We start from the raw sequence: 24006 nt of genomic DNA on the forward strand, positions 1-24006 counted from the left end.
CTACGGGCCGAAAAGGAACACGCCGGCCGGCGTGTTGACGGTGCCCGAAACGATCGCATCGCCAAGCGCAATGAGGAACGCGGCGAAGCAGGCAAAAACAAGGCCGTCCACCCGGTCCATGACGCCGCCATGTCCCGGAATGAGGCGGCTGGAATCCTTCACGCCGAAGCGGCGCTTGATGAAGGATTCGAAAAGGTCGCCGATCTGGCTGAACACCGAGAGCACGAGCGCAATGGCCGGTACCCACAGGCCATTCAGCGGGAAAAAGACCATATGCACGAGCGTGCCGGCAACAACCGCCGAAATCGCCCCGCCGATCGCCCCCGACCAGGTCTTCCCGGGCGAGATGGGCGGAGCGAGCTTTGGCCCGCCGATCGCCCGGCCGACGAAGTAGGCGAGGATGTCCGTCGCCCAGACGACGGCGAAAATGAACAGCATGGCGGCAAAGCCATGGGCGGTGTCGCCGCGAATGGCAGCGAGCGAGATCACCGTCAGGCCGGAATAGACAATGCCGCCGGCAAGCCAGCCGCTGCCCTTCAGCGCAACCGCATAGACGATGCCGACCAGTGTGGCGGCAATCAGCACGGGCAGCGCAAGCTCGTCAAAGCCGAAGAGCACCAGCGCCGCGACGAGAACCGTCGACAGCCAGCCGAAGGCATTGGCGCGGAAATCCGTTTCCGACATGCGGGTGATCGTCGACCATTCATAGTAGACGAGCAGCGCGATGGCCGAAGCGAGCAGACGGAAGGCAAGGCCGCCAAGCCAGGTCGCAGCCAGCACGACGACTGCCAGAACAACGCCGGAGAGAATGCGCAGGCGCAGTTCACTGTGCATCACGAACCCACCGCAAGCGTCTTTGCCGCCTGCAGACCGCCGAAGCGGCGCTCGCGCATGGCATAGCGCGACAGCGCGGCGACGAAGGTGTCGCGCGAAAAATCGGGCCAGAATTCGGGAATGAACATCAGTTCCGCATAAGCCGCCTGCCAAAGCAGGAAATTGGAAAGCCGCTCCTCGCCGCTGGTGCGGATGATGAGGTCGGGGTCGGGAATGCCGGCAGTATCAAGCGATGCGCCGATGCGCTCCTGCGTGATCGCAGCCGGATCGAGCCGGCCCGCGGCAACCTCTTCGGAAAGTTTTCTGACGGCGCGCGCGATCTCGTCACGCGAACCGTAGTTGAAGGCGATGACCAGCGTGATGCCAGAATTTTCCCGAGTCGTCTCTTCTGCCTCCAGCAGCAGCGGCAGAATATCGCTCGACAGGTTCGACTTGTCGCCGATGACGCGGATGCGCACGTTCTCGCGGTGGAGAATCGCAAGGTCACGCCGGATGAAGGTCTTCAGCAACCCCATCAGATCGGTGATCTCGCTCTCCGGCCGGCTCCAGTTTTCCGAGGAGAAGGCAAAGAGCGTGAGATAGCGCACGCCGCATTCGGCGGCCGTGCGCACGGCCTCGCGCACCGCTTCGACACCCTTGCGGTGCCCCATGGCGCGCGGCAGGCCGCGTGCACTCGCCCAGCGTCCGTTGCCATCCATGATGATGGCGACGTGTGCCGGCGCGGTGCTGGGCGAAAGTTGGTTCATGGGCAATCCGGAAAAGGAAAACAAATGCAGGTGGCGAACGCCTTAAACCTGCATGATTTCCTTTTCCTTCTCGGCAAGCAAGCGATCGACGTCCAAAATCGTGTCGTCCGTCATCTTCTGCACCTTTTCGGACTGGCTGCGGGACAGGTCCTGCCCGATATCGCCATCCTTTTCGGCTTTCTTGAGATCGTCCATGCCGTCGCGGCGCACATGGCGGACCGCTACCTTGGCCTTTTCGGCATAGTCATGCGCAACCTTGACGAGCGACTTGCGGCGCTCCTCGTTGAGCTCCGGCAGCGGAATACGCAAGTTCTGGCCGTCGATAATCGGGTTAAGGCCGAGATTCGATTCGCGGATGCCGCGCTCGACGGCGCCGACCATGCCCTTGTCCCAGACGGAAACCGACAGCATGCGCGGCTCCGGAACGGAGATGTTGGCGACCTGGTTCAGCGGCACGCGCGAACCATAGGCCTCGACCTGCACCGGATCGAGCACGTTGGCCGAGGCGCGGCCGGTGCGCAGCGACGCGATGTCGTTCTTGAAGGCCGAAATCGCGCCATCCATGCGGCGCTTCAGTTCCTTCAGGTCAATACCTTCACTCATCGGATACTCCCGTTTTCATAGAGCGGCTGCACGCGGTCCGCGTGCGCGCCTCAAGAATCAGTTGTCGGTTACGATGGTCCCGCGTCCGCCGCCGGTCAATATTTCGGCAAAACCGCCCTTCTCATGGATGGAGAAGACGATGATCGGGATGGAGTTTTCACGCGCCAGGGCAACCGCGGCGACGTCCATGACGGCAAGGCCCTTTTCGAGCACTTCGCTGTGGGTCAGGCGGTCGAAGCGCGTGGCGGTCGGGTCCTTCTTCGGGTCTGCAGAATAGATGCCGTCGACCTGCGTGCCCTTGAAGATCGCTTCGGCACCCATTTCGGCAGCACGCAGTGCCGCGGCCGAATCAGTCGTGAAGAACGGGTTGCCCGTGCCGCCGGCAAAAATCACCACCCGGCCGAGCGAGAGATGATGGAGCGTCGCGCGCTGGGAGAAGCTTTCACAGATCTCTGGCATCGCGATGGCCGAGAGAACGACGGTGTCGATGTCGAGCTTGCGCAGCGAAGTGGCCAGCGCCAGCGCGTTGATCACGGTCGCCAGCATGCCCATGTGGTCGCCGGTAACGCGGTCGCCCCCCTTGGAGGCAACGGCAACGCCGCGGAAGATGTTGCCGCCGCCGACCACGACGCCGACCTCGACGCCGAGCGCCCGCGCCTCGGCAATATCCGAGGCGATGCGATCGGCCACCGCGACATCGATGCCGAAGCCCTGCGAGCCCATCAGCGCCTCGCCGGAGGCTTTCAACAGAACACGTTTGTAGATTGGCTTGGCCGTCATGGTCGCTCCTGAACTCGTGCGCCTGCTCTCCCGAACCGGCAGCCGGGCAGAACCGAGGGCGGTCCCGCTTGAGGGCAGCCATCGCCGCTTGAGAATTTCGGGGCAGGCATTTCGGCAAGCCGGATACACGAAGGGCGCCGCGTTGTCACGCGGCGCCCTGTTCTTTTCCCTAACGGGATTAAGAAAATCAGCCCTTGGCGACGGCTGCGACTTCTGCGGCGAAGTCGGTTTCTTCCTTTTCGACGCCTTCGCCGAGCAGCAGGCGGGCCATGCCGACGACTTCGATCGGCGCGCCGACGGTCTTTTCAGCTTCCTTGACGGCAGCGCCGACCGTGAGGTCGGGGTTCATGACGAAGGCCTGCGACAAGAGGGCGACTTCTTCGAAGAACTTGCGCATGCGGCCTTCGACCATCTTCTCGATGATCGCGTCCGGCTTGCCGGAAGCGCGCGACTGCTCGATGAAGACGTTGCGTTCGCGCTCGGCGACAGCGGCGTCGACTTCCTCGGCACGGATGGCGAGCGGAGCCGTTGCAGCGACGTGCATGGCGACCTGGCGGCCGATGGCGTTCAGGGCTTCCTTGTCGCCGGTCGACTTCAGCGCCACGAGAACGCCGAGCTTGCCGAGACGGTCGGCAGCAGCGTTGTGGATGTAGGTCGCGACGACGCCGTCTTCGACCGACAACAGGACCGAGCGGCGCAGGTTCATGTTTTCGCCGATGGTGGCGACAGCGTCCTTGATCGTGTCGGTGACCGACTTGCCGGTTGCCGGATAGGTGGCGGCACCAACGGCTTCAACGGTGCCGTCGGTCGTCAGGGCTACGTCGGCAACGCCGCGAACCATGGACTGGAAGGCATCGTTGCGGGCAACGAAGTCGGTTTCGGAGTTGATTTCGACGACAACAGCCTTCGTGCCGGCGCTGGCGATACCGATCAGGCCTTCAGCCGCGGTGCGGCCGGACTTCTTGTCGGCCTTGGCGATGCCCTTGGCGCGCAGCCAGTCGATTGCTGCTTCGATGTCGCCGTTGTTTTCAGCCAGCGCCTTCTTGCAGTCCATCATGCCTGCGCCGGACTTTTCGCGCAGTTCCTTCACCAGTGCAGCGGTGATTTCAGCCATTGTGAGCCTCTTGTCGGTTCTTGTTGCGTGTCGCCGGAAAACCTCGGCGAACTCAAGGTTTTGGGAACGAATGTACCCGGAAGTGTGACAGGGTGATGAAGATCACCTCTGGCCTGTCGCCGCAAAACGATCCTTGGGGATCGTGGCAGACAGGGTCTTCAAACAAGCCGAGGCCAGGGATCGTCTCTCTGGCCTCGGTCATCTAGAAAAGCGGGAGCGAAAGACACCGCTCCGACCTTTGCCTTATGCTTCGGCTTCGAGAGCCGGCTCGACCGGAACTTCAGCGGAAGCACCGAGGTCGCGGCCCGAAGCGCCCTGCTGGCGTGCGATGCCGTCGATGGCGGCGCGCGCGATCAGGTCGCAGTAGAGGGCGATGGCGCGCGAGGCGTCGTCGTTGCCGGGGATCGGGAAATCGATCGGGTCCGGATCGCAGTTCGAGTCGATGATGGCGACGACCGGGATGCCGAGACGCTTGGCTTCCTGGATCGCGATCGACTCCTTGTTGGTGTCGATGATGAACATCAGGTCCGGCGTGCCGCCCATGTCGCGGATACCGCCGAGGGCCTTTTCAAGCTTCTCGCGTTCGCGCTCGAGGGTCAGGCGCTCCTTCTTGGAATAGCCGGAGCCTTCCGAGGACAGGATCTCGTCGAGCTTGCGCAGGCGCTGGATCGAGTTGGAGATCGTCTTCCAGTTCGTCAGCATGCCGCCGAGCCAGCGGGCGTTGACGTAGTACTGGGCCGAACGCTTGGCTGCATCGGCGATGATGTCCGAAGCCTGGCGCTTGGTGCCGACGAACAGAACGCGGCCACCACCGGCAACGGTGTCGGACACGACCTGAAGGGCGCGCGACAGCAGCGGAACGGTCTGTGCCAGGTCGATGATGTGAACGTTGTTACGGTCGCCGAAGATGTACGGCTTCATCTTCGGGTTCCAGCGGTGCGTCTGGTGGCCGAAGTGAATACCAGCTTCCAGAAGCTGGCGCATAGAAAAATCGGGCAATGCCATGCCTAGTTATCCTTTTCCGGTTGAACCTCCGCAAGGCGAACAGCACTTCCTTGGGAAGCGCCACCGGGCGGAACGGTCCGGATTTCTCCCGGACGATCCCATGCCTTACGTGTGGAATGAGCGGCCCTTTAACCGCAGTTTGCCGGCAAATCAAGGGCCGCAGGGTAAAAAAGCATCTCCTGTGCAGTTTCGCCCCTCATCGGCCTGCCAGCCACCTTCTCCCCGCAAGCAGGGCGAAGGGATAGGCTGCGCCGGTTTTCCCAATCAATATCGCTCGTTTGGCACATTCCCTCTCCCTGCCTGCGGGGAGAGGGTAAGGGTGACCGGCAAGCCAAAACCGCCTACTTGCATTCCTGCTGCTTGAACATCTCCAGCTTGGCAAGCTTCCCGCTCAACACGAACTCGCCGTAGTCCATGGTGAGATCGCGGGTGATTCCATTCTCGTAGAGCTTGAAGGACATGCGGTAGACCGGCAACGCATCGCCTTCGCTCGTGTCGTTGTAGTAGGCGATGGAGACCGGCCAGAAGGCCTCCTTGGAGAAGGAACCGGCCTTGTCGGCGTCCGGATCACCCGCCTTGGGCTTTTCCTTCTTGCCGACGACGGCGGTCGTCATCAGCGTCTTGTCGCCCGCATCCGAGCCATCGAAGAGGCGCGCTTCGAAGAAACGCTCGCCCTTCTTGGCCCGATCGATGACGTCGAGCATGTGCTCGGTCGGGAAGCGGCTTGCGGCAAGCTCCACCTGTCTCGTGTCCGGCGCAGTCAGATCGACGCTGACGCCCTTCTTGTCCTCGCGCGCCGTGCCGCGCACCTCCTTGTCCAGCTTCTCGTCGGTGAAGGAGCGGGTGAGGAAGCGGAAGCTGCCGGTCTTCAGGTCCTCGTAGGTCGTCGTCTGCTGGTCCGTGAGGCGCGTCTCCTCGCCGGTATTGACCTGCGTGACGAAGCGGAAGCTGACCGTATAGCCGTCGCACGGACTGCCGTTGAACTCATAGACCATGCGGCCATACATGCCGGCGATGCCGGAGCGCTCGGTCGCATCCTTCAGTTTGAGGTCATAGACGGCGCGGTGCGGCGCAAGCCCGGTCGCCGGCGTGGCAAAGGCGCTCGAGACGCCGCTGCCGGCGAAGCATGCCCCGGCCGTCAGGGCCGCGACAAAGGCTGAACGAAACATCCGTTTCCTCCTGTTGAAGTCGGTCGCGATGTTATATGAACTCTTCCGGCAAAAGCGAGGCAATATCCACCTCTTGCCAACTTCATTTCCTCCATTGCGACGATCTGCGCCGCAATGCCCCTCACAGCCGCCACCAGCCGATCCTATCTATGGACCGGCGACAAGAAACGGAGACCGGAATGTCCGCTGAAATCGAAAACCGCGTCAAGGAACTGGGCTACGACATTCCCGTGGCGGCAGCACCGGCCGCCAACTACGTGCCCTTCGTCATCAGCGGCAACGTGCTCCACATTTCCGGCCAGCTGCCGATGCTGGACGGCAAGCTCGCCGTCACCGGACATCTCGGCCGGAACGTTGATGTCGCCGGCGGCCAGAAGGCAGCGGAACTGTGCGCACTCGGCCTTCTCGCCCAGGCCAAGGCCGCCCTCGGGGACCTCTCGCGCATCAAGCGCATCATCAAGATCAACGGCTTCGTCGCCTCCGCGCCGGATTTCGTCGAGCAGCACCTCGTCATCAACGGCGCATCGAACTTCCTCGTCGCAGCTCTTGGCGATGCCGGCAAACATGCCCGCGCCGCCGTCGGCATGGCGGCACTTCCCCTCAATGCGGCCGTCGAGATCGACGCCATCATGGAAATCGCCTGATGCAGAAATTCCCCTGGCTGACCGAGCGGCCGATTGCCCATCGCGGCTATCACGATCTCAACCGCAAGGTCTGGGAAAACACGCTTTCTGCCTTCGCGCGCGCGGCCGATGCCGGCTTCGCCATCGAATGCGACCTGCAATATGCCGCCGATGCCGTACCCGTCGTCTTCCATGACGACGACCTGAAGCGGCTGTGCGGCATCGAGGGGGACGTGCGCCAGCGCACCGCCGCCGAACTCGGCCTGCTGAAGGTCGGCGGCACGGAAGACGGCGTGCCGACGCTGCGCCGGCTGCTCGACCTCGTGGAGGGCCGTGTGCCGCTCGTCCTGGAGCTGAAGGGACGCGAAGGTGACGATGACGGTTTCGCAATGGCCGTGCTCGACACGATCGAAGACTATGACGGGCCCGTCGCGCTGATGAGCTTCGATCACTGGCTTTTGAAGGATTTGACGGCGATCGGCACCAGCCGCCCCGTCGGCCTGACGGCGGAAGGCGCCCGGCCGGAGAATTTCGCCGTGCATGAGGAAGCCATGCAGCTCGGGCTCGATTTCATCTCCTACCACTACGGCCACCTGCCGAACGCCTTCATCAGCCGGCAGCGCGACCTCGGCCGGCAGGTCATCACCTGGACGGTGCGCGACGACGAAGCGCGCACGATTACGGCACTCAACGCGGACCAGATGACCTTCGAGGGTTTCGATCCGCGCGAGGCCTTGACGGCATAGGATGAGCGGGACGGTGCGAATCCGCGTCGAAACGAGCTTCGCCGACATTGCGGCGGACGACTGGGGGCGCCTTTCCGGCGCCTCCAGGGGCGACGCTTCGGTGCCGTACAACCCCTTTGTCAGCCACGCATTCCTCTCCGCGCTGGAACAGTCGGGCTGCGCGACGGCAGAGACCGGCTGGCTCGGCCAGCATCTCCTGCTGGAGAACGACGACGGCGGCCTTCTCGGCGCCCTGCCCGTCTATCTGAAGAACCACAGCCAGGGAGAATATGTCTTCGACCATGGCTGGGCCGATGCGCTGGAGCGCGCCGGCGGGCGCTATTATCCGAAACTGCAGGCCGCCATTCCCTTCACGCCCGCGACCGGCCCGCGGCTGCTGCACCGGACCGACCGGCCGGTCATCGCCAGCCAGTCCGCCCTTGCCGAAGGGTTGAAGGAACTGTCGAAACGCCACGGCGTCTCCTCCGCCCATGTCACCTTTGTCTCGGAAGGGGAAATGCCGGTTTTCGAGGCCGCGGGCTACCTCCACCGTACCGACCAGCAGTTCCATTTTCTCAATGAGGGCTACGGCTCGCATGCCGACTTCCTGGAAACGCTCGCCTCCCGCAAGCGCAAGGCGCTGAAGAAGGAGCGACGGGCGGCGGTGGAAAACGGCATCGAGATCGACTGGCTGACCGGAAGGGACCTGACCGAAAAAATCTGGGACCAGTTCTTCGCCTTCTATATGGACACCGGCAGCCGCAAATGGGGCCGGCCCTATCTCAACCGCCAGTTCTATAGCCTGATCGGCGAACGCATGGCAGACGATATCCTGCTCGTCATGGCCAGGCGCGACGGCCGCTACATCGCCGGCGCGATCAATTTCATCGGTGGCGACACGCTCTTCGGCCGGCACTGGGGCTGCGTCGAGGACCACCCTTTCCTGCATTTCGAGGTCTGCTATCATCAGGCCATCGATTTCGCGATCGAGAAGGGTCTGGCGCGGGTCGAGGCCGGCGCGCAGGGCGAGCACAAGCTGGCGCGCGGCTATCTGCCCGTCACCACCCATTCGGCTCACTACATCACCCATCCCGGCCTTCGGCGCGCCGTCGCCGATTATCTCGAGCGCGAGCGCCGCGACGTCGAGGCGACGGGCGACTATCTTGCCGAACACGGCCCCTTCCGCCGCAGCGGCGGCCAAGACGACAACGACTGAGCACATCGGAGACGAGCATGACCGCCTACGACACGAACAACATCTTCGCAAAGATCCTGCGCGGCGAGATCCCCTCGCATCGCGTCTACGAGGATGACGACGCCGTCGCCTTCATGGATGTGATGCCGCAGGCAAACGGGCATACGCTCGTCATTCCCAAGACGCCGTCGCGTAACATCCTCGACGCGGCCCCCCAGACGCTGTCGCGCCTGCTGCCGGTGGTGCAGAAGGTGGCGGCCGCCGCCAAGGAGGCTTTCGAGGCTGATGGCGTCACCGTCATGCAGTTCAACGAACCGGCCGCCGGCCAGACCGTCTACCACCTGCATTTCCATGTCATCCCGCGCGTCGAGGGCCTGCCGCTGAAGCCGCATTCCGGCACGATGGAAGACCAGAGCGTGCTTGCCGCCAATGCGGAAAAGCTGCGCAGGGCATTGGCGCGGTAAGAAACACCACGAAAGCTGGAGACGGAGCGCGCGGACGGCGCGCTCCGTTTCAAACGCCGAGCAGCGCCAGCCCTGCGGCAAGGAAAGCGATGGCCGCGGCGATGCCGGCGATCTGCCTGAATCGGCCGCCGAAGAAGAAGCAGAGACCGCCGAACACGACAGCCCCGAGGCGCAGCCAGAGAGGCGAAGCCTCCAGCGTGCCGGTCGGGAAGAAGATCAGCTTGGCGATGACCGCCGCCACCAGCGCCGTCGCCACCGCCCTCACCCAGTTCAGGACCTCGGACCGCTCATCGATGCGATTGCCGGCGATGACACCCGCCCAGCGCCAGAGGTCCGTCGCCAGCCAGCCGGCAACGGCGATGTAGATATAAGGCCAAAGACCATCGAAACTCATCGCGCGGCCTCCCGGCGGCGCAGCGCCCTTTCGCCCCACCAGGCCGCGGTCCCCCCGATGACGCCGGTCAGGAGGATATCATATTCCGGCGCGACGACCGCGAAGACGTAACCGAGCGCCAGGCCGATGCCGAGTGCCCAGTAGATCACCCGGTGACGCGCTGAAATCCAGATCGAGGTCAGAAAGTAGACCGGCGTCAGGAAGAAGAGACAGCCGGAAACGATCGGCGGAAATTCCGAGACCGCACCATAGACGAGACCGACGAGCACGATATTGGTGAGCGTCAATGTTACGCCAAAGCCGGCGAAGAAGGCGACGCGGCCCCCACGCGGCACGTCCCTTACCTTCTCCATCGCAAAGACCCAGGCGGTGATGGCGACGAAATGCGAGATGATCAGCAACAGCCAGGTCGGCGTGCGGCTGGTGCGGATTTCCGGAATGAGCGCCGCCACCATCGGCATCATCCGCACCGACGAAAGCGTCACCGCGAGAAAGGCCGTGGCGATATGCGCACCCGACAGCATGGAGCCGACGAGAATCACTTTTGCCGGCAGCGCCCAGACCATGCCGGTCATGAACATCACCTGGTCGACCGGGATCTTCGCTTCCGCGGTAAAAGCCGCGAAACCGACGAAGGACAGCATCAGGATGATTGCCGGCAGGCTGAAGATGCCGCGCATGCCGAGGAGGAACCAGTGGATTTGGGATTGGGGTTCGGGCGGGGCGGTCATTCAATTCTCTTGTAGCAAAGCAAGGCCGTACGGATTTTTGTCCCGGCCCCATGAGTTGGCAAGCTCACTTCGCCCACTGCTGTCATCTCTGGCCTCCGACCCGAGGATCCACACCCGCCCCGTAGCGCTGGATGATCGGGGCAAGCCCGACCATGGCGGAGGAAGGGTTTGCGGCGGAGCGACGGTTTGCGCCACGTCCTCAACAATATAGGCCGGGCAGTCGCCTGCCCGGCCCATTCGTTTCATCAAACCGTTATTTCTTGCGCGGCACCTTCGGAACGGCGCCGGACGACTTGCGCGGCGGCTCGTCCTTCGGTTCCTCTGCCTTGGCCTCCACCACCTTCTTCGAAGAGCGAGCCTTGGCGGGCGCGGCCTCCGCGGCGACGGTTTCCTTGGGCTTGCGGGGCTTGGCCTTCTTGGCGGCAGCCTCCTCGACCTCGGCCTTTGGCTTGATCCGCGCCGTCTCCGGCACGGCGTCGAGAATCAGGCCCTTCGAGCCGTCTTCCTTCACACCGACGGAGACGCGCACGACGCCGCCCTTCTTGAGCTTGCCGAAGAGGATTTCGTCGGCCAGCTTCTTCTTGATGTTCTCCTGGATGACACGCGCCAACGGACGGGCACCCATCTTCTCGTCGTAGCCCTTCTCGGCCAGCCAGGCGATTGCCTCCTGCTGGAGATCGAAGGTGACGTTGCGCTCGGCAAGCTGGGTTTCCAGCTGCATGACGAACTTCTGCACGACCTGATGGATGACCGGCGTCGGCAGCGAGCCGAACGGGATGATCGCATCGAGACGGTTGCGGAATTCCGGCGTGAACAGGCGGTTGATCGCCTCCATGTCCTCGCCCTCGCGCTTCGACGAGCCGAAGCCAATGGCGGCCTTGGCCATGTCGGACGCGCCCGCATTGGTCGTCATGATCAGGATAACGTTGCGGAAGTCGATCTTCTTGCCGTTATGGTCGGTCAGCGAGCCGTGATCCATGACCTGCAACAGGATGTTGTAGAGGTCCGGATGCGCCTTCTCGATCTCGTCGAGCAGCAGCACGCAATGCGGATGCTGATCGACGCCATCGGTCAGGAGACCGCCCTGGTCGAAGCCGACATAGCCGGGAGGTGCACCGAGCAGACGCGAGACCGTGTGCCGCTCCATGTATTCCGACATGTCGAAGCGCAGGAGTTCCACGCCGAGCGACGATGCGAGCTGCTTGGCGACTTCCGTCTTGCCGACGCCGGTGGGGCCGGAGAAGAGGTAGCAGCCGATCGGCTTGTTCGGCTCGCGCAGGCCCGCGCGGGCAAGCTTGATCGCCGACGACAGCGCCTCGATCGCAAGGTCCTGGCCGTAGACGACGGAGCGCAGCTCCTTGTCGAGGTTGGCAAGAACCTGCTCGTCGTCCTTCGACACCGTCTTTGCCGGAATGCGGGCCATGGTGGCGATCGTCGCCTCGATCTCCTTCTCGGTGATCAGCTTGCGGCGCTTCCCCACGGGCAGCAGCATCTGGGCCGCACCGGTCTCGTCGATCACGTCGATCGCCTTGTCCGGCAGCTTGCGGTCGTTGATGTAGCGCGCCGACAGTTCCACCGCCGTCTTGATCGCCTCGTTGGAGTATTTCAGCTTGTGATACTCCTCGAAATAGGGCTTCAGACCCTTCATGATCTCGATCGTGTCATCGATGGTCGGCTCGTTGACGTCGATCTTCTGGAACCGGCGGACAAGCGCCCGGTCCTTCTCGAAGAACTGGCGGTACTCCTTGTAGGTCGTCGAGCCGATGCAGCGGATCGCACCGGACGACAGCGCCGGCTTCAGGAGGTTCGAGGCGTCCATCGCCCCGCCGGAGGTTGCGCCGGCGCCGATCACCGTATGGATCTCGTCGATGAACAACACAGCGCCCGGATAGTCTTCGAGCTCCTTGACGACCTGCTTCAGCCGTTCTTCGAAATCGCCGCGATAGCGCGTTCCGGCGAGCAGCGTGCCCATGTCGAGCGAGAAAATCGTCGCGTCAGCGAGCGCTTCCGGCACTTTGCCCTCGACGATGCGCTTGGCGAGGCCCTCGGCGATAGCGGTCTTGCCGACGCCGGGATCGCCCACATAGAGCGGGTTGTTCTTGGATCGGCGGCACAGGACCTGGATCGTCCGGTTGACCTCGGCATGACGGCCGATCAAGGGGTCGATCTTGCCGTTCTTGGCCTTCTCGTTGAGATTGACGCAATAGGCCGTCAGGGCGTCCTGCTTCTTGGCAGGCTCTTCCTGCTCGCTGGCGCCGCGGGTCTGCTTCTGTTCGTTCTCGCTCTCATCCGCGCCGCGCACCTTTCGCTCCTCGGTCGAACCGGGGCGCTTTCCGATGCCATGCGAGATGAAGTTGACGGCATCGTAGCGTGTCATCTCCTGCTCCTGCAGGAAATAAGCGGCATGACTCTCGCGCTCGGCGAAGATCGCGACGAGCACGTTGGCGCCGGTCACTTCTTCGCGACCGGACGACTGGACATGGATCACCGCACGCTGGATGACGCGCTGGAAGCCGGAGGTCGGCTTGGAGTCTTCTTCGTAGCCCGTCACCAGATTGGCGAGGTCATGGTCGACATAGTCGGTGACGGTCTTGCGCAATACGTCGAGATTGACGTTGCAGGCCCCCATCACGGCCGCCGCGTCGGCGTCGTCGATAAGGGCCAGCAGGAGGTGCTCGAGCGTCGCATATTCGTGGTGGCGCTCGTTCGCGTAGGTCAGTGCCTGGTGGAGCGCCTTTTCAAGGCTTGCAGAAAATGTTGGCACGTTCGTTCCTCATTTCTTTTCCATGACACATTGCAGCGGATGCTGGTGCTGGCGGGAGAAATCCATCACCTGTGTCACTTTGGTTTCGGCAACCTCGTAGGTGAACACGCCGCACTCGCCTACGCCATGATTGTGCACATGCAGCATGATCCGCGTCGCCGCTTCGCGGTCCTTCTGGAAGAAACGTTCCAGAATGTGGATCACAAACTCCATGGGCGTATAATCATCATTGAGAAGCAGGACGCGGTACAGGCTCGGCTTCTTCGTCTTAGGTTTCGTGCGGGTAATGACGGAGGTGCTGCGACCGGGAGTGTCGCCGCCGCCTTCCCCATCCTGCATTCGAACCCGTCTCACATCCATTTTCGTGTTCATTCCCTTGACTGTGACCCGGACCGCGGGCCCTTCATGCGGTCGCTTTGCCTGTGGCGCACCGCTTGTCCGAGGTTGCCTTCTGGAGCTGTTATCTAATGTCTCGGCCCACGATTGTAAGACCCCCGCTTCGCACTGCAATCATAATCGCGGGTCATCCGAAGGAAATAGCGAAATTTGCCGCCGCCGCGTCAGCCTCGCGCAATCCCCGGAACGCGCAAAGGCCGGCTGCGGTTGCCCGCAGCCGGCCGATGAACGCTATACGCGTACGCAGTACTTGGAAAAATCAGGCGGCGACGGCAGCCTTGGCAGCGGCAGTCGCCTTGGCGACCGGTGCTTCGTAGGGCTTGTAGGCGCCCTTGGCGAGATCGGCATACATTTCGCTGAGCTTGGTGGCTTCGGCGACGAAACCTTCATAGGAGGACTTCACGAAGGCCGTCTGCAGTTCGAGAGCAGCTTCGACGCTCTTGACGCCCGAGAGCTTTTCGAAGTGAGCCACGCCGTTCTCGAAGGACTTCTTCGAATAGTCGGCGGTCTCGGTGGCGATCGCCTGCCAGCTCTGGGCAGCAGTGGTGTAGCTCTTGACGAACGTGTCCACGGCTTCCTTGCCCTTCTTGTTTGCCTCGTCGAAATTGAACATCGAAGTCTCCTTTGGATCCCGGTGGTATGGTCCGAAATCTATATGCAATGCACAAAAAAGTCAACAAAGATGCTGCATTGCAATATTTTGCAACCAAAGCAAGAGCTTGCGCAATAGGTATGATTATTGGACCTGACAAAAGCCGATTTGTCGCAAAAGAATAACAAAAGGCCCGGCGCCAAGGGCAGCCGGGCCTTAAACCTTGCGAATACCGATCGATCAGAGGTCGATGTCGAGGATCGCCATGGAGAAGTTGTAGGACAGTTCGCCGTCCTCGTCGTCGCGGAAGATGACGCCCAGGAACTCGTCGCCGAGATAGACTTCCGCAGACTCATCCTTGCGCGGACGGGCCTTGATGACAATCTCCTTGTTGAGATTGCGCTTGAAGTAGGCCTCGAGTTTCCTGATTTCTTCCGGCTTCACGATCTGTCTCCGTATCGGTTGATTTGCCGCGCTTCTCGCACCTGCCTCCGGCCCTGTAAACCCTCGAATTCCCCGAGAAAGCGACTTTTCCCGCTTTGGAGCCCTTCGCGCAACGCCGGGTGCAGAACTGCGTTACGCCTTCGCTGGCATTGCTAGAGATCGTAGTCGAAGGCCGCCAGGAGCTGGTCCATGGCACGCGACGGCTCGTTGCAGCCCGCCTCGCCGATCACCTTGGCCGGCACGCCGGCAACGGTCGATTTCGGTGGAACGGGCTTGAGCACGACGGAGCCAGCAGCAATGCGCGAGCAATGACCGACATGGATGTTGCCAAGGATCTTGGCCCCCGCGCCGATCATCACGCCGTCGCCGATCTTCGGATGACGGTCACCACCCTCCTTGCCGGTGCCGCCGAGCGTGACATTGTGGAGGATCGAGACATTGTCGCCGATGACGGCCGTCTCGCCGACGACGAGGCCTGTCGCATGGTCGAGAAAGAAACCCTTGCCGATGCGCGCAGCCGGATTGATGTCCGTCTGGAAAACGCTGGAGGAGCGGCTTTGCAGGTAGAGCGAGAGGTCGCGCCGGCCCTTCGTGTACAGCCAGTTCGCCAGACGGTGGGTCTGGATGGCGTGGAATCCCTTGAAATAGAGCACGGCATCAAGGAAGCGCAGGCAGGCAGGGTCACGGTCATAGACGGCCTGGATATCGACGCGCAGGATTCCGCCCCATTCCGGCCAGTCTTCCAGCATCTCGTCGAAAATCTGGTGCAGGAGGTTGGCCTGCAGGTCCGGATGGTCGAGCCGCTCGCAGACGCGGTGTATCACGCTTTCCTCGAGCGAACGCTGGTTCAGCACCGTCGAATAGAGGAAGGCCGCCAGCAGCGGCTCGGCCTGGGCGGCGACACGGGCTTCCTCGCGCAGGCTGTCCCAGATCGGATCCATGGCCTTGAGCTTCTCGCCGGCCCTGAGTTCGTTCATCGCGACCATCGCCGCACTCCTTGTCGTCTGTCCCATTCAATATAGAGCAAATGGTGCCGGTGCGAAATGGCTGGCGCCGATCGTCGTAAACGGCCGCTCAGCGACCGCCGATCTCCGCATAGAATTCCAGAACAGCGTGTTTGAAGACCTTGTCGCCGACAGCCAGCATGTGGTCGCGACCGGGAATGTCGAGCGCCCTTGCGTCCGGCATCAGGTCGGCGAGCGGCTGTGGCGCCCCGGCGATATCGTCCTTCGTGCCGACACCGATCAGCGCGGGCATGTCGATGCGCGCCATGTCGGCTTCCGTCAGGAGATCGCGCGAGGTCATGATGCAGGCGGCAAGCGCCTGCCGGTCGGATTTCGTCTGGTCGGCGAAGGCCCTGAACATGCGGCCGCGATCGTGCGTCACCACGTCGAGCGAGGGCGCCAGCAGCGCATCGGCAATGGGGTCCCAGTCGCCGACACCCTCCACCATGCCGATGCCGAGCCCGCCGAAGACGACGGAGCGCACGCGGTGCGGATGGGCGAGTGCCAGGAAGGCAGTGATGCGCGCGCCCATGGAGTAGCCGAACACATGGGCTTCGGGGATCGCCAGATGATCGAGCAGCGCGGCCGCATCGCCGGCCATCAGCGGCGGCGTGTAGAGCGCGGGATCATGCGGCTTGGCGCTCTTGCCGTGGCCGCGGTTGTCGAGCGCGATGACGCGGTAGCCGGCATCGCCCAGCGTCTTCAGCCAGCCGGGAAACACCCAGTTGACATTGGCGCTGGAGGCAAAGCCATGGATCAGCAGCACCGGTGGGCCCGACGGGTCGCCCTCGTCGAAGAAGGCGAGCTCCAGGCCGTCATGGGTGAAACGGGAAAAGGGCGGGGGATCAAGGTTCATCGCGGGCCGTCTTTCGTTTGCATGCCCTGCTCTTACTGCCCTTTGCCCGCGGAGAAAACGGCAGGCATGCGGAAATCTCCCGGGGCGCGGCGGTTTTGCATCTACACATTTGCCGTGAAGGCGACTATGGTCCGCGCCAGAAAGACGGCATTTCAGGAGCATTGACATGGCTGGCCACAGCATTCCCCATTTCCAGAACGACGGCGGCCATGGCTCGATCGAGATCGGCGTGAAGGAGTTCATGTGCGTCGGCGCCTCGGTGCCCTATGACCACCCGCATGTCTTCCTCGACATGGGCGACGACAACGAGAAGGTCTGCCCCTACTGCTCGACGCTCTACCGCTACAACCCGGCACTCAAGGCCAGCCAGACCGATCCGGCCGGCTGCATCTTCACCAATCAGGTCGCGGCGTGACGGCCGGAAGGCCGCCGCAGACATGCCCTCCGTAAAATCCGCATGCATCGTCGGGGCCGGCATTGCCGGCCTGACGGCAGCTCTCGCGCTCGCCCGCAAGGGCATTGCCGTGCATGTCCTGGAACAGGCGCCCGCACTCGAAGAAGTCGGCGCCGGCCTGCAGCTTTCGCCCAACGCCTCGCGCATCCTTGCCGATCTCGGCCTCCTCGATGCCCTTGCCGCGCGCTGGAGCGAACCGGACCATATCCTCCTGTCCTCGGGCCATATGCTTGCCCCCCTCGCCTCCGTCCCGGCCGGTGCCGCTGCACGCAAGCGCTGGGGCGCGCCCTATGGCGTGCTGCATCGCGCCTCGCTGCAGGCCGTACTGGCAGATGCCGTCAGCCGGGAACCGCTCTGCACGCTGACGACCGGCCGGCGAATCGATACCGCCGAGGACGCTTTGGCCATCGCACCGGCCGACGTGGTCATCGCTGCCGACGGTGTCTGGTCAGCGCTGCGAAAGGCGGTGCCGGGCGCCCTGCCGGCGCGGTATTCGGGGACAATCGCCTGGCGTTTTCTGGTGCCCTATGGCGCCGCGCCGCCCTTCCTCAATCCGCGCACGGTGACGGCCTTTCTCGGCCCGCAGGCCCACCTGGTCGCCTATCCGCTGGCCGAGGCACAGGCGTTCAATGTCGTTGCCCTTCACGCGCATGGGCAGACACCGGCCGCCGGCTGGTCCCGCACGGGCGATGCCGCCGCCCGCACCCGCCTGCTCGATGCCTTCTCACGCTGGCACGCCGATATCCGCCAGATGCTCGCAGAAGCGCGCGGTCCGCTGATGTGGCCGCTTTTCGAATGCCCCGACGGGGCCTGGACCGATGGACGCAAGCTCGTGCTCATCGGCGATGCCGCCCATGCCATGACGCCTTTTGCCGCCCAGGGCGCAGCGATGGCGATCGAGGATGCAGCGCTCTTGGCATACCGTCTCGCCCGAACATCCGACATGGCACAGGCGCTCCGGCAGTTCGAGGCGACCCGCCGCGAGCGGGTCGCCAGTGTGCGCCGCCGCGGCGCTTTCAATCGATTCGCTTACCACGCCCGCGGCCCGATCGCGCTCGGCCGCAATCTCGTCCTGTCGCTGCGCGGGCCCGAAAGCCTCGCCGCCGATCTCGACTGGCTTTACGGCTACCGCACACCGGAGTGAACGGGCGCCGGAAATCTTCCGCTTCTCCTACAGAGCGGAAATGACCGCGCGTGGGCAAAGAGGACGCCAGCGCGCCCTCCCCAAGAGCTGTCAGACAGCCCGCGCCGCCGCCAGGCCACGCTCGATGTCGGCCTTGATGTCCTTGACGTCCTCAAGCCCGATCTGGAGGCGAAGCACCGGACCTTCCTCCGGCCCCTTGGCAACGCGGCGATCGCCGAGATTGACGTGCACCGCAAGGCACTCGAAGCCGCCCCAGGAATAGCCAAGGCCGAAAACGCCGAGCGCATCGAGGAAGGCATGGGCCTTCGCCTTGTAGCGCTCCGGCGAACCACCGTTGAGGACGATGGAGAAGATGCCGCTTGAGCCCTTGAAGTCGCGCTTCCAGAGGTCATGGCCGGGGAAGCTCGGCAGAGCCGGGTGCAATACGCGGGAAACGTCGTCGATATCCTCCAGCCAGCGCGCCAGCTCGAGCGCGCTTTCCTGGTGCCGCTCCAGCCGTACGCCCATGGTGCGCAGCCCGCGCAGCACTTGGTAGGCATCGTCGGGCGAGGCGCAGGTGCCGAGCGTGATCTGAGTCTCGTGCAGCTGTTCCCAATGGGCCGCATTGGCCGAGACCGTGCCGAACAGCACATCCGAATGGCCGGCCGGGTATTTCGTCGCCGCATGGATGGAGATGTCGACGCCGAAATCCAGCGGGCGGAAATAAAGCGGTGTCGCCCAGGTGTTGTCCATGCTGACCACGGCGCCGTGCTTGTGCGCGACGGCAGCGATCGCCGGGATGTCCTGCATCTCGAAGGTGTTGGAGCCGGGCGCCTCCGTATGCACCAGCCTTGTGTTCGGCCGGATCAGCGCCGCGATGCCGGCACCGATGGCCGGGTCGTAGTATTCGACCGTAACGCCGAGGCGCTTCAGCATGGTGTCGCAGAAATGGCGGGTCGGATGGTAGACCGAATCGACGATGAGCGCATGGTCGCCTGCCGACAGGAAAGCGAGGAACGGCACGGTGACGGCGGCAAGACCCGAGGGCACGAGGATGGTGCCGGCCGAGCCTTCCAGCTCGTCGATCGCCGCGCAGAGCGCGTCCGTCGTCGGCGTGCCGCGCGTGCCGTAGGTGTATTTCTGCGCCCGGCTTTCCATGGTCGCCGCATCGGGAAAGAGCACGGTAGAGGCGTGAACGACGGGCGGATTGACGAAACCGTGGTAGTCCGCCGGGTCGTTTCCGGCATGGGCAAGGCGGGTGTTCACGCCGGCGCCGGCGAGGATTTCGTCTCTGTTTTTCATGATCGATCCGAGGAAGGCAGGAGGGAATTTGAGGCGCCGACTTTTGGACAGGCGCGGCGACAGGTCAACCCCATGCGACAGCGTGGACGCAGCTTCCAAAGCGCTTCAAGTGGGAAAGACGCGAATTTTTTGAGCGGTTTACTGCACAAATCCACGATTTTTCGCCCAAAACCACAGCAATCGCCGACAAATTTAGGTTACCGGCCGGAAAATGGCGGCGCTCACTTGACCCTGTGAAATTTTGAGCATGAGATAAGCAACCTCGCGCCGGGAGGGTGGCGAGTTCCATGGGCGCGCCCGTCAAAGGGTGCGGGGCCTGCGGACAAAACAAAGACAACAGAAAAAGGTTGTGAAAAAATGGCAAAAAAAATCGTGACGGCGCTCGTTGGCGCTGCCGTACTGGGGCTTGGCGCGACGGCAGCACAGGCAGACACGCTCTCTGACGTGAAGGCCAAGGGCTTCGTGCAGTGCGGCGTGAACGGTTCGAACCTCGCCGGTTTCGGCGCGCAGGATTCGTCGGGCAACTGGGCTGGCCTCGACGTCGATCTCTGCAAGGCCGTGGCCGCAGCCGTCTTCGGCGATGCCACCAAGGTGAAATTCACCCCGCTCTCGGCCAAGGACCGCTTCCCAGCCCTGCAGTCGGGCGAAATCGATCTTCTTGCCCGCAACACCACCTGGAGCGTCAGCCGCGATTCGCAGCTCGGCTTCGATTTCCGCGCCGTGAACTACTATGACGGCCAGGGCTTCATGGTGAAGAAGGAACTCGGCGTGAAGTCCGCGCTGGAACTGTCCGGCGCCTCCGTCTGCGTCCAGTCCGGCACGACGACGGAACTGAACCTTGCCGACTACTTCCGCTCCAACAACATGGACTTCAAGCCGGTCGTCTTCGAAGCGCAGGACGAAGCGGACGCCGCCTACAATGCCGGCCGTTGCGACGCTTATACGACCGACGCCTCGGGCCTCTACTCCATCCGCCTGAAGATGGCCAATCCGGACGACCACATGGTTCTGCCGGAAATCATCTCCAAGGAGCCGCTCGGCCCGGCCGTTCGCCAGAACGATTCGAAGTGGTTCGACATCGTGACCTGGTCGCACTATGCGATGGTGGCTGCCGAAGAGTTCGGCATCACGACGGCCAATGTCGAGGAGATGAAGAAGTCCGCCAACCCGGACATCAAGCGCTTCCTCGGCGAAGAGGCTGATTCGACGATCGGCGCCGACCTCGGTCTGCCGAAGGACTGGGCCGTGCAGATCATCAAGGCCGTCGGCAACTACGGCGAATCCTTCGAGCGCAATGTCGGCGAAGGTTCCCCGCTCAAGATCGCCCGCGGCCTGAATGCGCTGTGGACGAAGGGCGGCCTGCAGTACGCACCGCCGGTCCGCTAAGCGGTTCGCGCACACTCCTTCCGGGAGGGCAGATAGCTGCCCTCCCCTTTAAACAGAACGCCCGGAAAACAGGGCGAACCAACGTCAGGGGAAATGCATGGCTCTTGCGGATGCCCGAACAGGGTCCGGCGAACCGCCGAAGGTATCTCTTCTCTACAATCCGGCACTGAGAAGCATCGTCTATCAGGTCGTCACGCTCGTCGTGATCATCTCGGCCGTCTGGTACGCGTGGAACAACGTCGTCCAGAACCTCGCGCGCGCCAATATGACGGCCGGCTTCGGCTTTCTGAACAGCCGCGCCGGCTTCGACCTCGCGCAGACATTGATCGCCTATTCGAGCGACTCGACCTATTTCCGGGCGCTCCAGGTCGGTCTCATCAACACGCTCGTCGTCGCCGTAGCCGGCATTGTCACCGCGACGATCGTCGGCCTGCTCGTCGGTATCGGGCGGCTGTCGCACAACTGGCTGATCGCCCGGCTCTGCACGGTCTATGTGGAAATCTTCCGCAACATTCCGCCGTTGCTCGTCATCTTCTTCTGGTATCTCGGCGTTCTCGCCCTGCTGCCGTCGATCCGCACCATCTTCCAGCATCTCAAGGAGGATCCGGACGCCGTCTTCTTCATCTCGAACCGCGGCATCTACATGCCGGCGCCGGTCTTCGGCGAGGGCTTCGGGGTCGTGGCATCCGCCTTTGTGATCGGCGTTCTTGCCGCCATTGCCTTTACCGTCTGGGCCAATGCGCGCCAGCGTGCCACGGGCCAGCGCCCACCGGTGCTGTGGGTCAATCTCGGCCTGATCGTGCTCTTCCCCTTCCTCGTCTTCCTCGTCATGGGCAGCCCCGTGACGCTCGACTACGCGGTGCCCGGCTCCTTCAACATGAAGGGCGGCATGGTCATCGGGCCGGAATTCCTGGCACTCTACCTCGCACTGTCGCTCTACACGGCCTCGTTCATCGCCGAGATCGTGCGCGCCGGCATCCGCGGCGTGTCCAAGGGCCAGTCGGAAGCCTCCTATGCGCTGGGGCTGCGCCCCGGCCAGGCGACCCGCCTCGTCGTGCTGCCGCAGGCGCTCAGGATCATCATTCCGCCGCTCACCTCGCAGTATCTCAACCTCATCAAGAACTCCTCGCTCGCGGTCGCCGTCGGTTATGCCGACCTCGTCGCGGTCGGCGGTACCATCCTCAACCAGTCCGGCAAGTCGATCGAGATCATCTCGATCTGGATGCTGATCTATGTCTCGATCAGCCTCATAACCTCGCTGTTCATGAACTGGTTCAACGCCAAGATGGCCCTGGTGGAGCGCTGAGATGGCTGAAAGCATTACCTATGTCCGCGACCGGTTCCTCGAAGCGGAAAAGCCGCCGTCCTCCGACCGTTCGGTCTTCGCCTGGATCCATCGCAACCTCTTTGCGTCCGTCACCGACGGTGCAATGACCATTGTCGCCATCCTGGCGATCGTCTGGTACCTGCCGGCAGCCCTCAACTGGCTGTTCGTCTCCGCCGTGTGGACCGGGACCGACCGCATGGCGTGCCTCACCACCGAGCAGGGCGGCCAGCTTCCCGCCGGCTGGAGCGGCGCATGCTGGGCCTATGTGAACGACCGCTTCGTGCAGTTCATGTTCGGCTCCTATCCACGCGACCAGCTGTGGCGCCCGCTGCTCGTCGTCGTCATGTTCGTCGGCCTGCTCATCCCGTTCCTGATGCCGAAGGCGCCGCGCAAGGGGCTGAACGCGCTCCTGCTGCTCGTCGTCTTCCCGGTCGTCTCCTTCTTCCTGCTGCTTGGCGGCTCGTTCGGTCTGCGCCATGTGGAGACCTCGCTGTGGGGCGGATTGATGGTGACGCTCATCATCTCCTTCGTCGGCATCGTCGTGTCGCTGCCCGCCGGTATCCTGTTGGCGCTCGGCCGCCGCTCGACCATGCCGATCCTGAAGACGGTCTGCATCGCCTTCATCGAACTGATCCGCGGCGTGCCGCTGATCACCGTTCTCTTCATGGCCAGCGTGCTCCTGCCGCTGTTCCTCGAGCCAGGCAACAATATCGACAAGTTCCTGCGCGCGCTGATCGGTGTATCGATCTTCGCATCCGCCTATATGGCGGAGGTTATTCGCGGTGGTCTTCAAGCCATTCCGAAAGGACAATATGAAGCGGCCGACGCTCTTGGTCTAAACTACTTCCACAAAATGACCTTCGTCGTGCTTCCGCAGGCCATCAAACTCGTGATCCCGGGTATCGTGAACACCTTCATCGGCATGTTCAAGGATACCTCCCTCGTCACGATCATTTCGATGTATGACCTGCTCGGCATCGTGAAGGCAAGTTTTGGGGATTCGGGCTGGATCACGCCGGTCACACCGTTGACAGGCCTGATCTTCGCCGGCTTCGTGTTCTGGATTTTCTGCTTCGGCATGTCGCGCTATTCGGCCTTCGTGGAACGCCGGCTCGACACGAACCACAAGAGATAACTGAGAGGAAACAACAACAATGGCAAACCATGCCCAGGCGCAACAGATGACGGTCTCCGCGACGGACGTCGCCGTCGAGATCGTCAACATGAACAAGTGGTACGGCGATTTCCACGTGCTGCGCGACATCAATCTCAAAGTCATGAAGGGCGAACGCATCGTCATCGCCGGCCCGTCGGGTTCCGGCAAGTCGACGATGATCCGCTGCATCAACCGCCTGGAAGAGCATCAGAAGGGTCAGATCGTCGTCGATGGCATCGAGCTCACCAACGATCTGAAAAAGATCGACGAGGTGCGCCGCGAGGTCGGCATGGTGTTCCAGCACTTCAACCTCTTCCCGCATCTGACGATCCTCGAAANGATCGACGAGGTGCGCCGCGAGGTCGGCATGGTGTTCCAGCACTTCAACCTCTTCCCGCATCTGACGATCCTCGAAAACTGCACGCTCGCCCCGATCTGGGTACGCAAGATGCCGAAGAAGGAAGCCGAGGAAGTGGCGATGCACTACCTCAAGCGCGTCAAGATTCCGGAACAGGCGAACAAGTATCCCGGCCAGCTCTCCGGCGGCCAGCAGCAGCGCGTGGCGATCGCCCGTTCGCTGTGCATGAAGCCGAAGATCATGCTGTTCGACGAGCCGACGTCGGCGCTCGATCCGGAAATGGTCAAGGAAGTGCTCGACACCATGGTGTCGCTGGCCGAGGAAGGCATGACCATGCTGTGCGTGACGCACGAAATGGGCTTTGCCCGTCAGGTCGCCAACCGGGTGATCTTCATGGACCAGGGCCAGATCGTCGAGCAGAACTCGCCGGCCGAGTTCTTCGACAACCCGCAGCACGAGCC

Annotated in this window: 26 protein-coding genes; 10 read left to right on the top strand and 16 right to left on the bottom strand. The window is 62.9% G+C overall.

The window, feature by feature from the left end; genetic code table 11:
* The 7 genes from AKG11_RS11905 to AKG11_RS11935 form a co-directional block, all read right to left on the bottom strand.
* Entirely contained in the window at positions 1–834 is an 834-nt protein-coding gene (locus AKG11_RS11905) for a phosphatidate cytidylyltransferase (protein ID WP_050744015.1), read from the bottom strand.
* Positions 834–1580 carry an isoprenyl transferase gene (locus tag AKG11_RS11910; protein ID WP_050744052.1) on the bottom strand — a complete coding sequence of 249 codons (747 nt, stop codon included), beginning with the start codon at positions 1578–1580 and terminating at the stop codon, positions 834–836. The genes AKG11_RS11905 and AKG11_RS11910 overlap by 1 nt, the downstream gene beginning before the upstream one ends.
* Positions 1581–1622: 42 nt before the next feature.
* Positions 1623–2183, bottom strand: a complete 561-nt coding sequence (gene frr, locus AKG11_RS11915) for a ribosome recycling factor (protein ID WP_023515957.1) — start codon at positions 2181–2183, stop codon at positions 1623–1625.
* Between the two features lie 57 nt (positions 2184–2240).
* Entirely contained in the window at positions 2241–2963 is a 723-nt protein-coding gene (gene pyrH / locus AKG11_RS11920; RefSeq protein ID WP_023515958.1) for a UMP kinase, read from the bottom strand.
* Between the two features lie 187 nt (positions 2964–3150).
* Positions 3151–4077: a translation elongation factor Ts gene (gene tsf / locus AKG11_RS11925; protein WP_050744016.1), complete on the bottom strand. Its 927-nt coding sequence runs from the start codon at positions 4075–4077 to the stop codon at positions 3151–3153.
* Positions 4078–4320: 243 nt separating this feature from the next.
* The gene (gene rpsB, locus AKG11_RS11930) at positions 4321–5082 is read right to left on the bottom strand and encodes a 30S ribosomal protein S2 (RefSeq protein ID WP_023515960.1); all 762 of its coding nucleotides are present in this window, start codon (positions 5080–5082) and stop codon (positions 4321–4323) included.
* Positions 5083–5423: 341 nt separating this feature from the next.
* A complete protein-coding gene (locus AKG11_RS11935) occupies positions 5424–6251 on the bottom strand; it encodes a cell envelope integrity EipB family protein (RefSeq protein ID WP_024271062.1) in 828 nt (275 codons plus the stop codon).
* 179 nt (positions 6252–6430) lie between these two features.
* On the opposite strand from AKG11_RS11935, the gene AKG11_RS11940 reads away from it, so the two are divergent.
* The 4 genes from AKG11_RS11940 to AKG11_RS11955 are packed head-to-tail and all read left to right on the top strand — an operon-like array spanning position 6431 to position 9258.
* The gene (locus AKG11_RS11940) at positions 6431–6895 is read left to right on the top strand and encodes a RidA family protein (protein ID WP_023515324.1); all 465 of its coding nucleotides are present in this window, start codon (positions 6431–6433) and stop codon (positions 6893–6895) included.
* Entirely contained in the window at positions 6895–7620 is a 726-nt protein-coding gene (locus tag AKG11_RS11945; RefSeq protein WP_050744017.1) for a glycerophosphodiester phosphodiesterase, read from the top strand. The genes AKG11_RS11940 and AKG11_RS11945 overlap by 1 nt, the downstream gene beginning before the upstream one ends.
* A gap of 1 nt (position 7621) precedes the next feature.
* Positions 7622–8815 carry a GNAT family N-acetyltransferase gene (locus AKG11_RS11950; RefSeq protein WP_050744018.1) on the top strand — a complete coding sequence of 398 codons (1194 nt, stop codon included), beginning with the start codon at positions 7622–7624 and terminating at the stop codon, positions 8813–8815.
* A gap of 17 nt (positions 8816–8832) precedes the next feature.
* Positions 8833–9258 carry an HIT family protein gene (locus tag AKG11_RS11955; RefSeq protein ID WP_050744019.1) on the top strand — a complete coding sequence of 142 codons (426 nt, stop codon included), beginning with the start codon at positions 8833–8835 and terminating at the stop codon, positions 9256–9258.
* A gap of 49 nt (positions 9259–9307) precedes the next feature.
* Here the strand turns inward: AKG11_RS11955 and AKG11_RS11960 are convergent, their stop codons facing one another.
* From AKG11_RS11960 to AKG11_RS11995, 8 genes are all read right to left on the bottom strand, one after another.
* Positions 9308–9652 (bottom strand): AzlD domain-containing protein, encoded by a 345-nt coding sequence (locus AKG11_RS11960; RefSeq protein ID WP_050744020.1) that lies wholly within the window; start codon positions 9650–9652, stop codon positions 9308–9310.
* On the bottom strand, positions 9649–10383 hold the full coding sequence (locus AKG11_RS11965) for an AzlC family ABC transporter permease (protein ID WP_050744021.1): 735 nt from the start codon (positions 10381–10383) through the stop codon (positions 9649–9651). Before AKG11_RS11965 ends, AKG11_RS11960 begins: the two co-directional genes overlap by 4 nt.
* 253 nt (positions 10384–10636) lie before the next feature.
* On the bottom strand, positions 10637–13147 hold the full coding sequence (gene clpA / locus AKG11_RS11970; protein ID WP_050744022.1) for an ATP-dependent Clp protease ATP-binding subunit ClpA: 2511 nt from the start codon (positions 13145–13147) through the stop codon (positions 10637–10639).
* A gap of 9 nt (positions 13148–13156) precedes the next feature.
* Entirely contained in the window at positions 13157–13507 is a 351-nt protein-coding gene (gene clpS / locus AKG11_RS11975) for an ATP-dependent Clp protease adapter ClpS (RefSeq protein WP_037408383.1), read from the bottom strand.
* Between the two features lie 295 nt (positions 13508–13802).
* A complete protein-coding gene (locus AKG11_RS11980) occupies positions 13803–14156 on the bottom strand; it encodes a phasin family protein (protein ID WP_024271064.1) in 354 nt (117 codons plus the stop codon).
* A 219-nt stretch (positions 14157–14375) separates the two neighbouring features.
* Positions 14376–14579: a DUF3126 family protein gene (locus AKG11_RS11985; protein WP_024271065.1), complete on the bottom strand. Its 204-nt coding sequence runs from the start codon at positions 14577–14579 to the stop codon at positions 14376–14378.
* Positions 14580–14731: 152 nt separating this feature from the next.
* Positions 14732–15565, bottom strand: coding sequence for a serine O-acetyltransferase (gene cysE, locus AKG11_RS11990; protein WP_050744023.1), 834 nt, complete (start codon positions 15563–15565; stop codon positions 14732–14734).
* A gap of 88 nt (positions 15566–15653) precedes the next feature.
* Positions 15654–16439 carry an alpha/beta fold hydrolase gene (locus tag AKG11_RS11995; protein ID WP_023516618.1) on the bottom strand — a complete coding sequence of 262 codons (786 nt, stop codon included), beginning with the start codon at positions 16437–16439 and terminating at the stop codon, positions 15654–15656.
* A 166-nt stretch (positions 16440–16605) separates the two neighbouring features.
* Between AKG11_RS11995 and AKG11_RS12000 the strand changes: the two genes are divergently transcribed.
* Positions 16606–16854 carry a zinc-finger domain-containing protein gene (locus AKG11_RS12000; protein WP_023516619.1) on the top strand — a complete coding sequence of 83 codons (249 nt, stop codon included), beginning with the start codon at positions 16606–16608 and terminating at the stop codon, positions 16852–16854.
* A 22-nt stretch (positions 16855–16876) separates the two neighbouring features.
* Positions 16877–18037: an FAD-dependent monooxygenase gene (locus AKG11_RS12005; protein WP_050744024.1), complete on the top strand. Its 1161-nt coding sequence runs from the start codon at positions 16877–16879 to the stop codon at positions 18035–18037.
* Between the two features lie 90 nt (positions 18038–18127).
* Here AKG11_RS12005 and AKG11_RS12010 read toward each other — a convergent pair whose 3' ends face one another.
* Complete coding sequence (locus AKG11_RS12010) at positions 18128–19318, bottom strand: cystathionine beta-lyase (protein WP_050744053.1); 1191 nt, start codon at positions 19316–19318, stop codon at positions 18128–18130.
* A 357-nt stretch (positions 19319–19675) separates the two neighbouring features.
* Between AKG11_RS12010 and AKG11_RS12015 the strand changes: the two genes are divergently transcribed.
* The 4 genes from AKG11_RS12015 to AKG11_RS12030 all read left to right on the top strand — a co-directional run.
* Entirely contained in the window at positions 19676–20704 is a 1029-nt protein-coding gene (locus AKG11_RS12015; RefSeq protein ID WP_023515490.1) for an amino acid ABC transporter substrate-binding protein, read from the top strand.
* A 97-nt stretch (positions 20705–20801) separates the two neighbouring features.
* Complete coding sequence (locus AKG11_RS12020) at positions 20802–22010, top strand: amino acid ABC transporter permease (protein ID WP_050744025.1); 1209 nt, start codon at positions 20802–20804, stop codon at positions 22008–22010.
* Position 22011: 1 nt separating this feature from the next.
* Complete coding sequence (locus tag AKG11_RS12025) at positions 22012–23166, top strand: amino acid ABC transporter permease (protein WP_050744026.1); 1155 nt, start codon at positions 22012–22014, stop codon at positions 23164–23166.
* A gap of 19 nt (positions 23167–23185) precedes the next feature.
* A partial coding sequence (locus tag AKG11_RS12030) for an amino acid ABC transporter ATP-binding protein (RefSeq protein WP_050744027.1) occupies positions 23186–24006 on the top strand: 821 nt, incomplete at its 3' end.

Source organism: Shinella sp. SUS2 (genome assembly GCF_001262505.1).
Classification (GTDB): Bacteria; Pseudomonadota; Alphaproteobacteria; order Rhizobiales; family Rhizobiaceae; genus Shinella.

Bases quoted from the DNA above. Each gene is read 5' to 3' on its own strand.
- AKG11_RS11945 (WP_050744017.1), top strand. From the start codon at position 6,895: ATGCAGAAATTCCCCTGGCTGACCGAGCGGCCGATTGCCCATCGCGGC.
- pyrH (WP_023515958.1), bottom strand. From the start codon at position 2,963: ATGACGGCCAAGCCAATCTACAAACGTGTTCTGTTGAAAGCCTCCGGC.
- AKG11_RS11905 (WP_050744015.1), bottom strand. From the start codon at position 834: ATGCACAGTGAACTGCGCCTGCGCATTCTCTCCGGCGTTGTTCTGGCA.
- clpS (WP_037408383.1), bottom strand. From the start codon at position 13,507: ATGGATGTGAGACGGGTTCGAATGCAGGATGGGGAAGGCGGCGGCGAC.
- rpsB (WP_023515960.1), bottom strand. From the start codon at position 5,082: ATGGCATTGCCCGATTTTTCTATGCGCCAGCTTCTGGAAGCTGGTATT.
- AKG11_RS12005 (WP_050744024.1), top strand. From the start codon at position 16,877: ATGCCCTCCGTAAAATCCGCATGCATCGTCGGGGCCGGCATTGCCGGC.
- AKG11_RS12020 (WP_050744025.1), top strand. From the start codon at position 20,802: ATGGCTCTTGCGGATGCCCGAACAGGGTCCGGCGAACCGCCGAAGGTA.
- AKG11_RS12000 (WP_023516619.1), top strand. From the start codon at position 16,606: ATGGCTGGCCACAGCATTCCCCATTTCCAGAACGACGGCGGCCATGGC.
- AKG11_RS11935 (WP_024271062.1), bottom strand. From the start codon at position 6,251: ATGTTTCGTTCAGCCTTTGTCGCGGCCCTGACGGCCGGGGCATGCTTC.
- AKG11_RS11965 (WP_050744021.1), bottom strand. From the start codon at position 10,383: ATGACCGCCCCGCCCGAACCCCAATCCCAAATCCACTGGTTCCTCCTC.
- AKG11_RS11940 (WP_023515324.1), top strand. From the start codon at position 6,431: ATGTCCGCTGAAATCGAAAACCGCGTCAAGGAACTGGGCTACGACATT.
- AKG11_RS12015 (WP_023515490.1), top strand. From the start codon at position 19,676: ATGGCAAAAAAAATCGTGACGGCGCTCGTTGGCGCTGCCGTACTGGGG.
- AKG11_RS11960 (WP_050744020.1), bottom strand. From the start codon at position 9,652: ATGAGTTTCGATGGTCTTTGGCCTTATATCTACATCGCCGTTGCCGGC.
- AKG11_RS11980 (WP_024271064.1), bottom strand. From the start codon at position 14,156: ATGTTCAATTTCGACGAGGCAAACAAGAAGGGCAAGGAAGCCGTGGAC.
- cysE (WP_050744023.1), bottom strand. From the start codon at position 15,565: ATGGTCGCGATGAACGAACTCAGGGCCGGCGAGAAGCTCAAGGCCATG.
- tsf (WP_050744016.1), bottom strand. From the start codon at position 4,077: ATGGCTGAAATCACCGCTGCACTGGTGAAGGAACTGCGCGAAAAGTCC.
- AKG11_RS11955 (WP_050744019.1), top strand. From the start codon at position 8,833: ATGACCGCCTACGACACGAACAACATCTTCGCAAAGATCCTGCGCGGC.
- AKG11_RS12010 (WP_050744053.1), bottom strand. From the start codon at position 19,318: ATGAAAAACAGAGACGAAATCCTCGCCGGCGCCGGCGTGAACACCCGC.
- frr (WP_023515957.1), bottom strand. From the start codon at position 2,183: ATGAGTGAAGGTATTGACCTGAAGGAACTGAAGCGCCGCATGGATGGC.
- AKG11_RS11950 (WP_050744018.1), top strand. From the start codon at position 7,622: ATGAGCGGGACGGTGCGAATCCGCGTCGAAACGAGCTTCGCCGACATT.
- AKG11_RS11995 (WP_023516618.1), bottom strand. From the start codon at position 16,439: ATGAACCTTGATCCCCCGCCCTTTTCCCGTTTCACCCATGACGGCCTG.
- AKG11_RS12025 (WP_050744026.1), top strand. From the start codon at position 22,012: ATGGCTGAAAGCATTACCTATGTCCGCGACCGGTTCCTCGAAGCGGAA.
- AKG11_RS11910 (WP_050744052.1), bottom strand. From the start codon at position 1,580: ATGAACCAACTTTCGCCCAGCACCGCGCCGGCACACGTCGCCATCATC.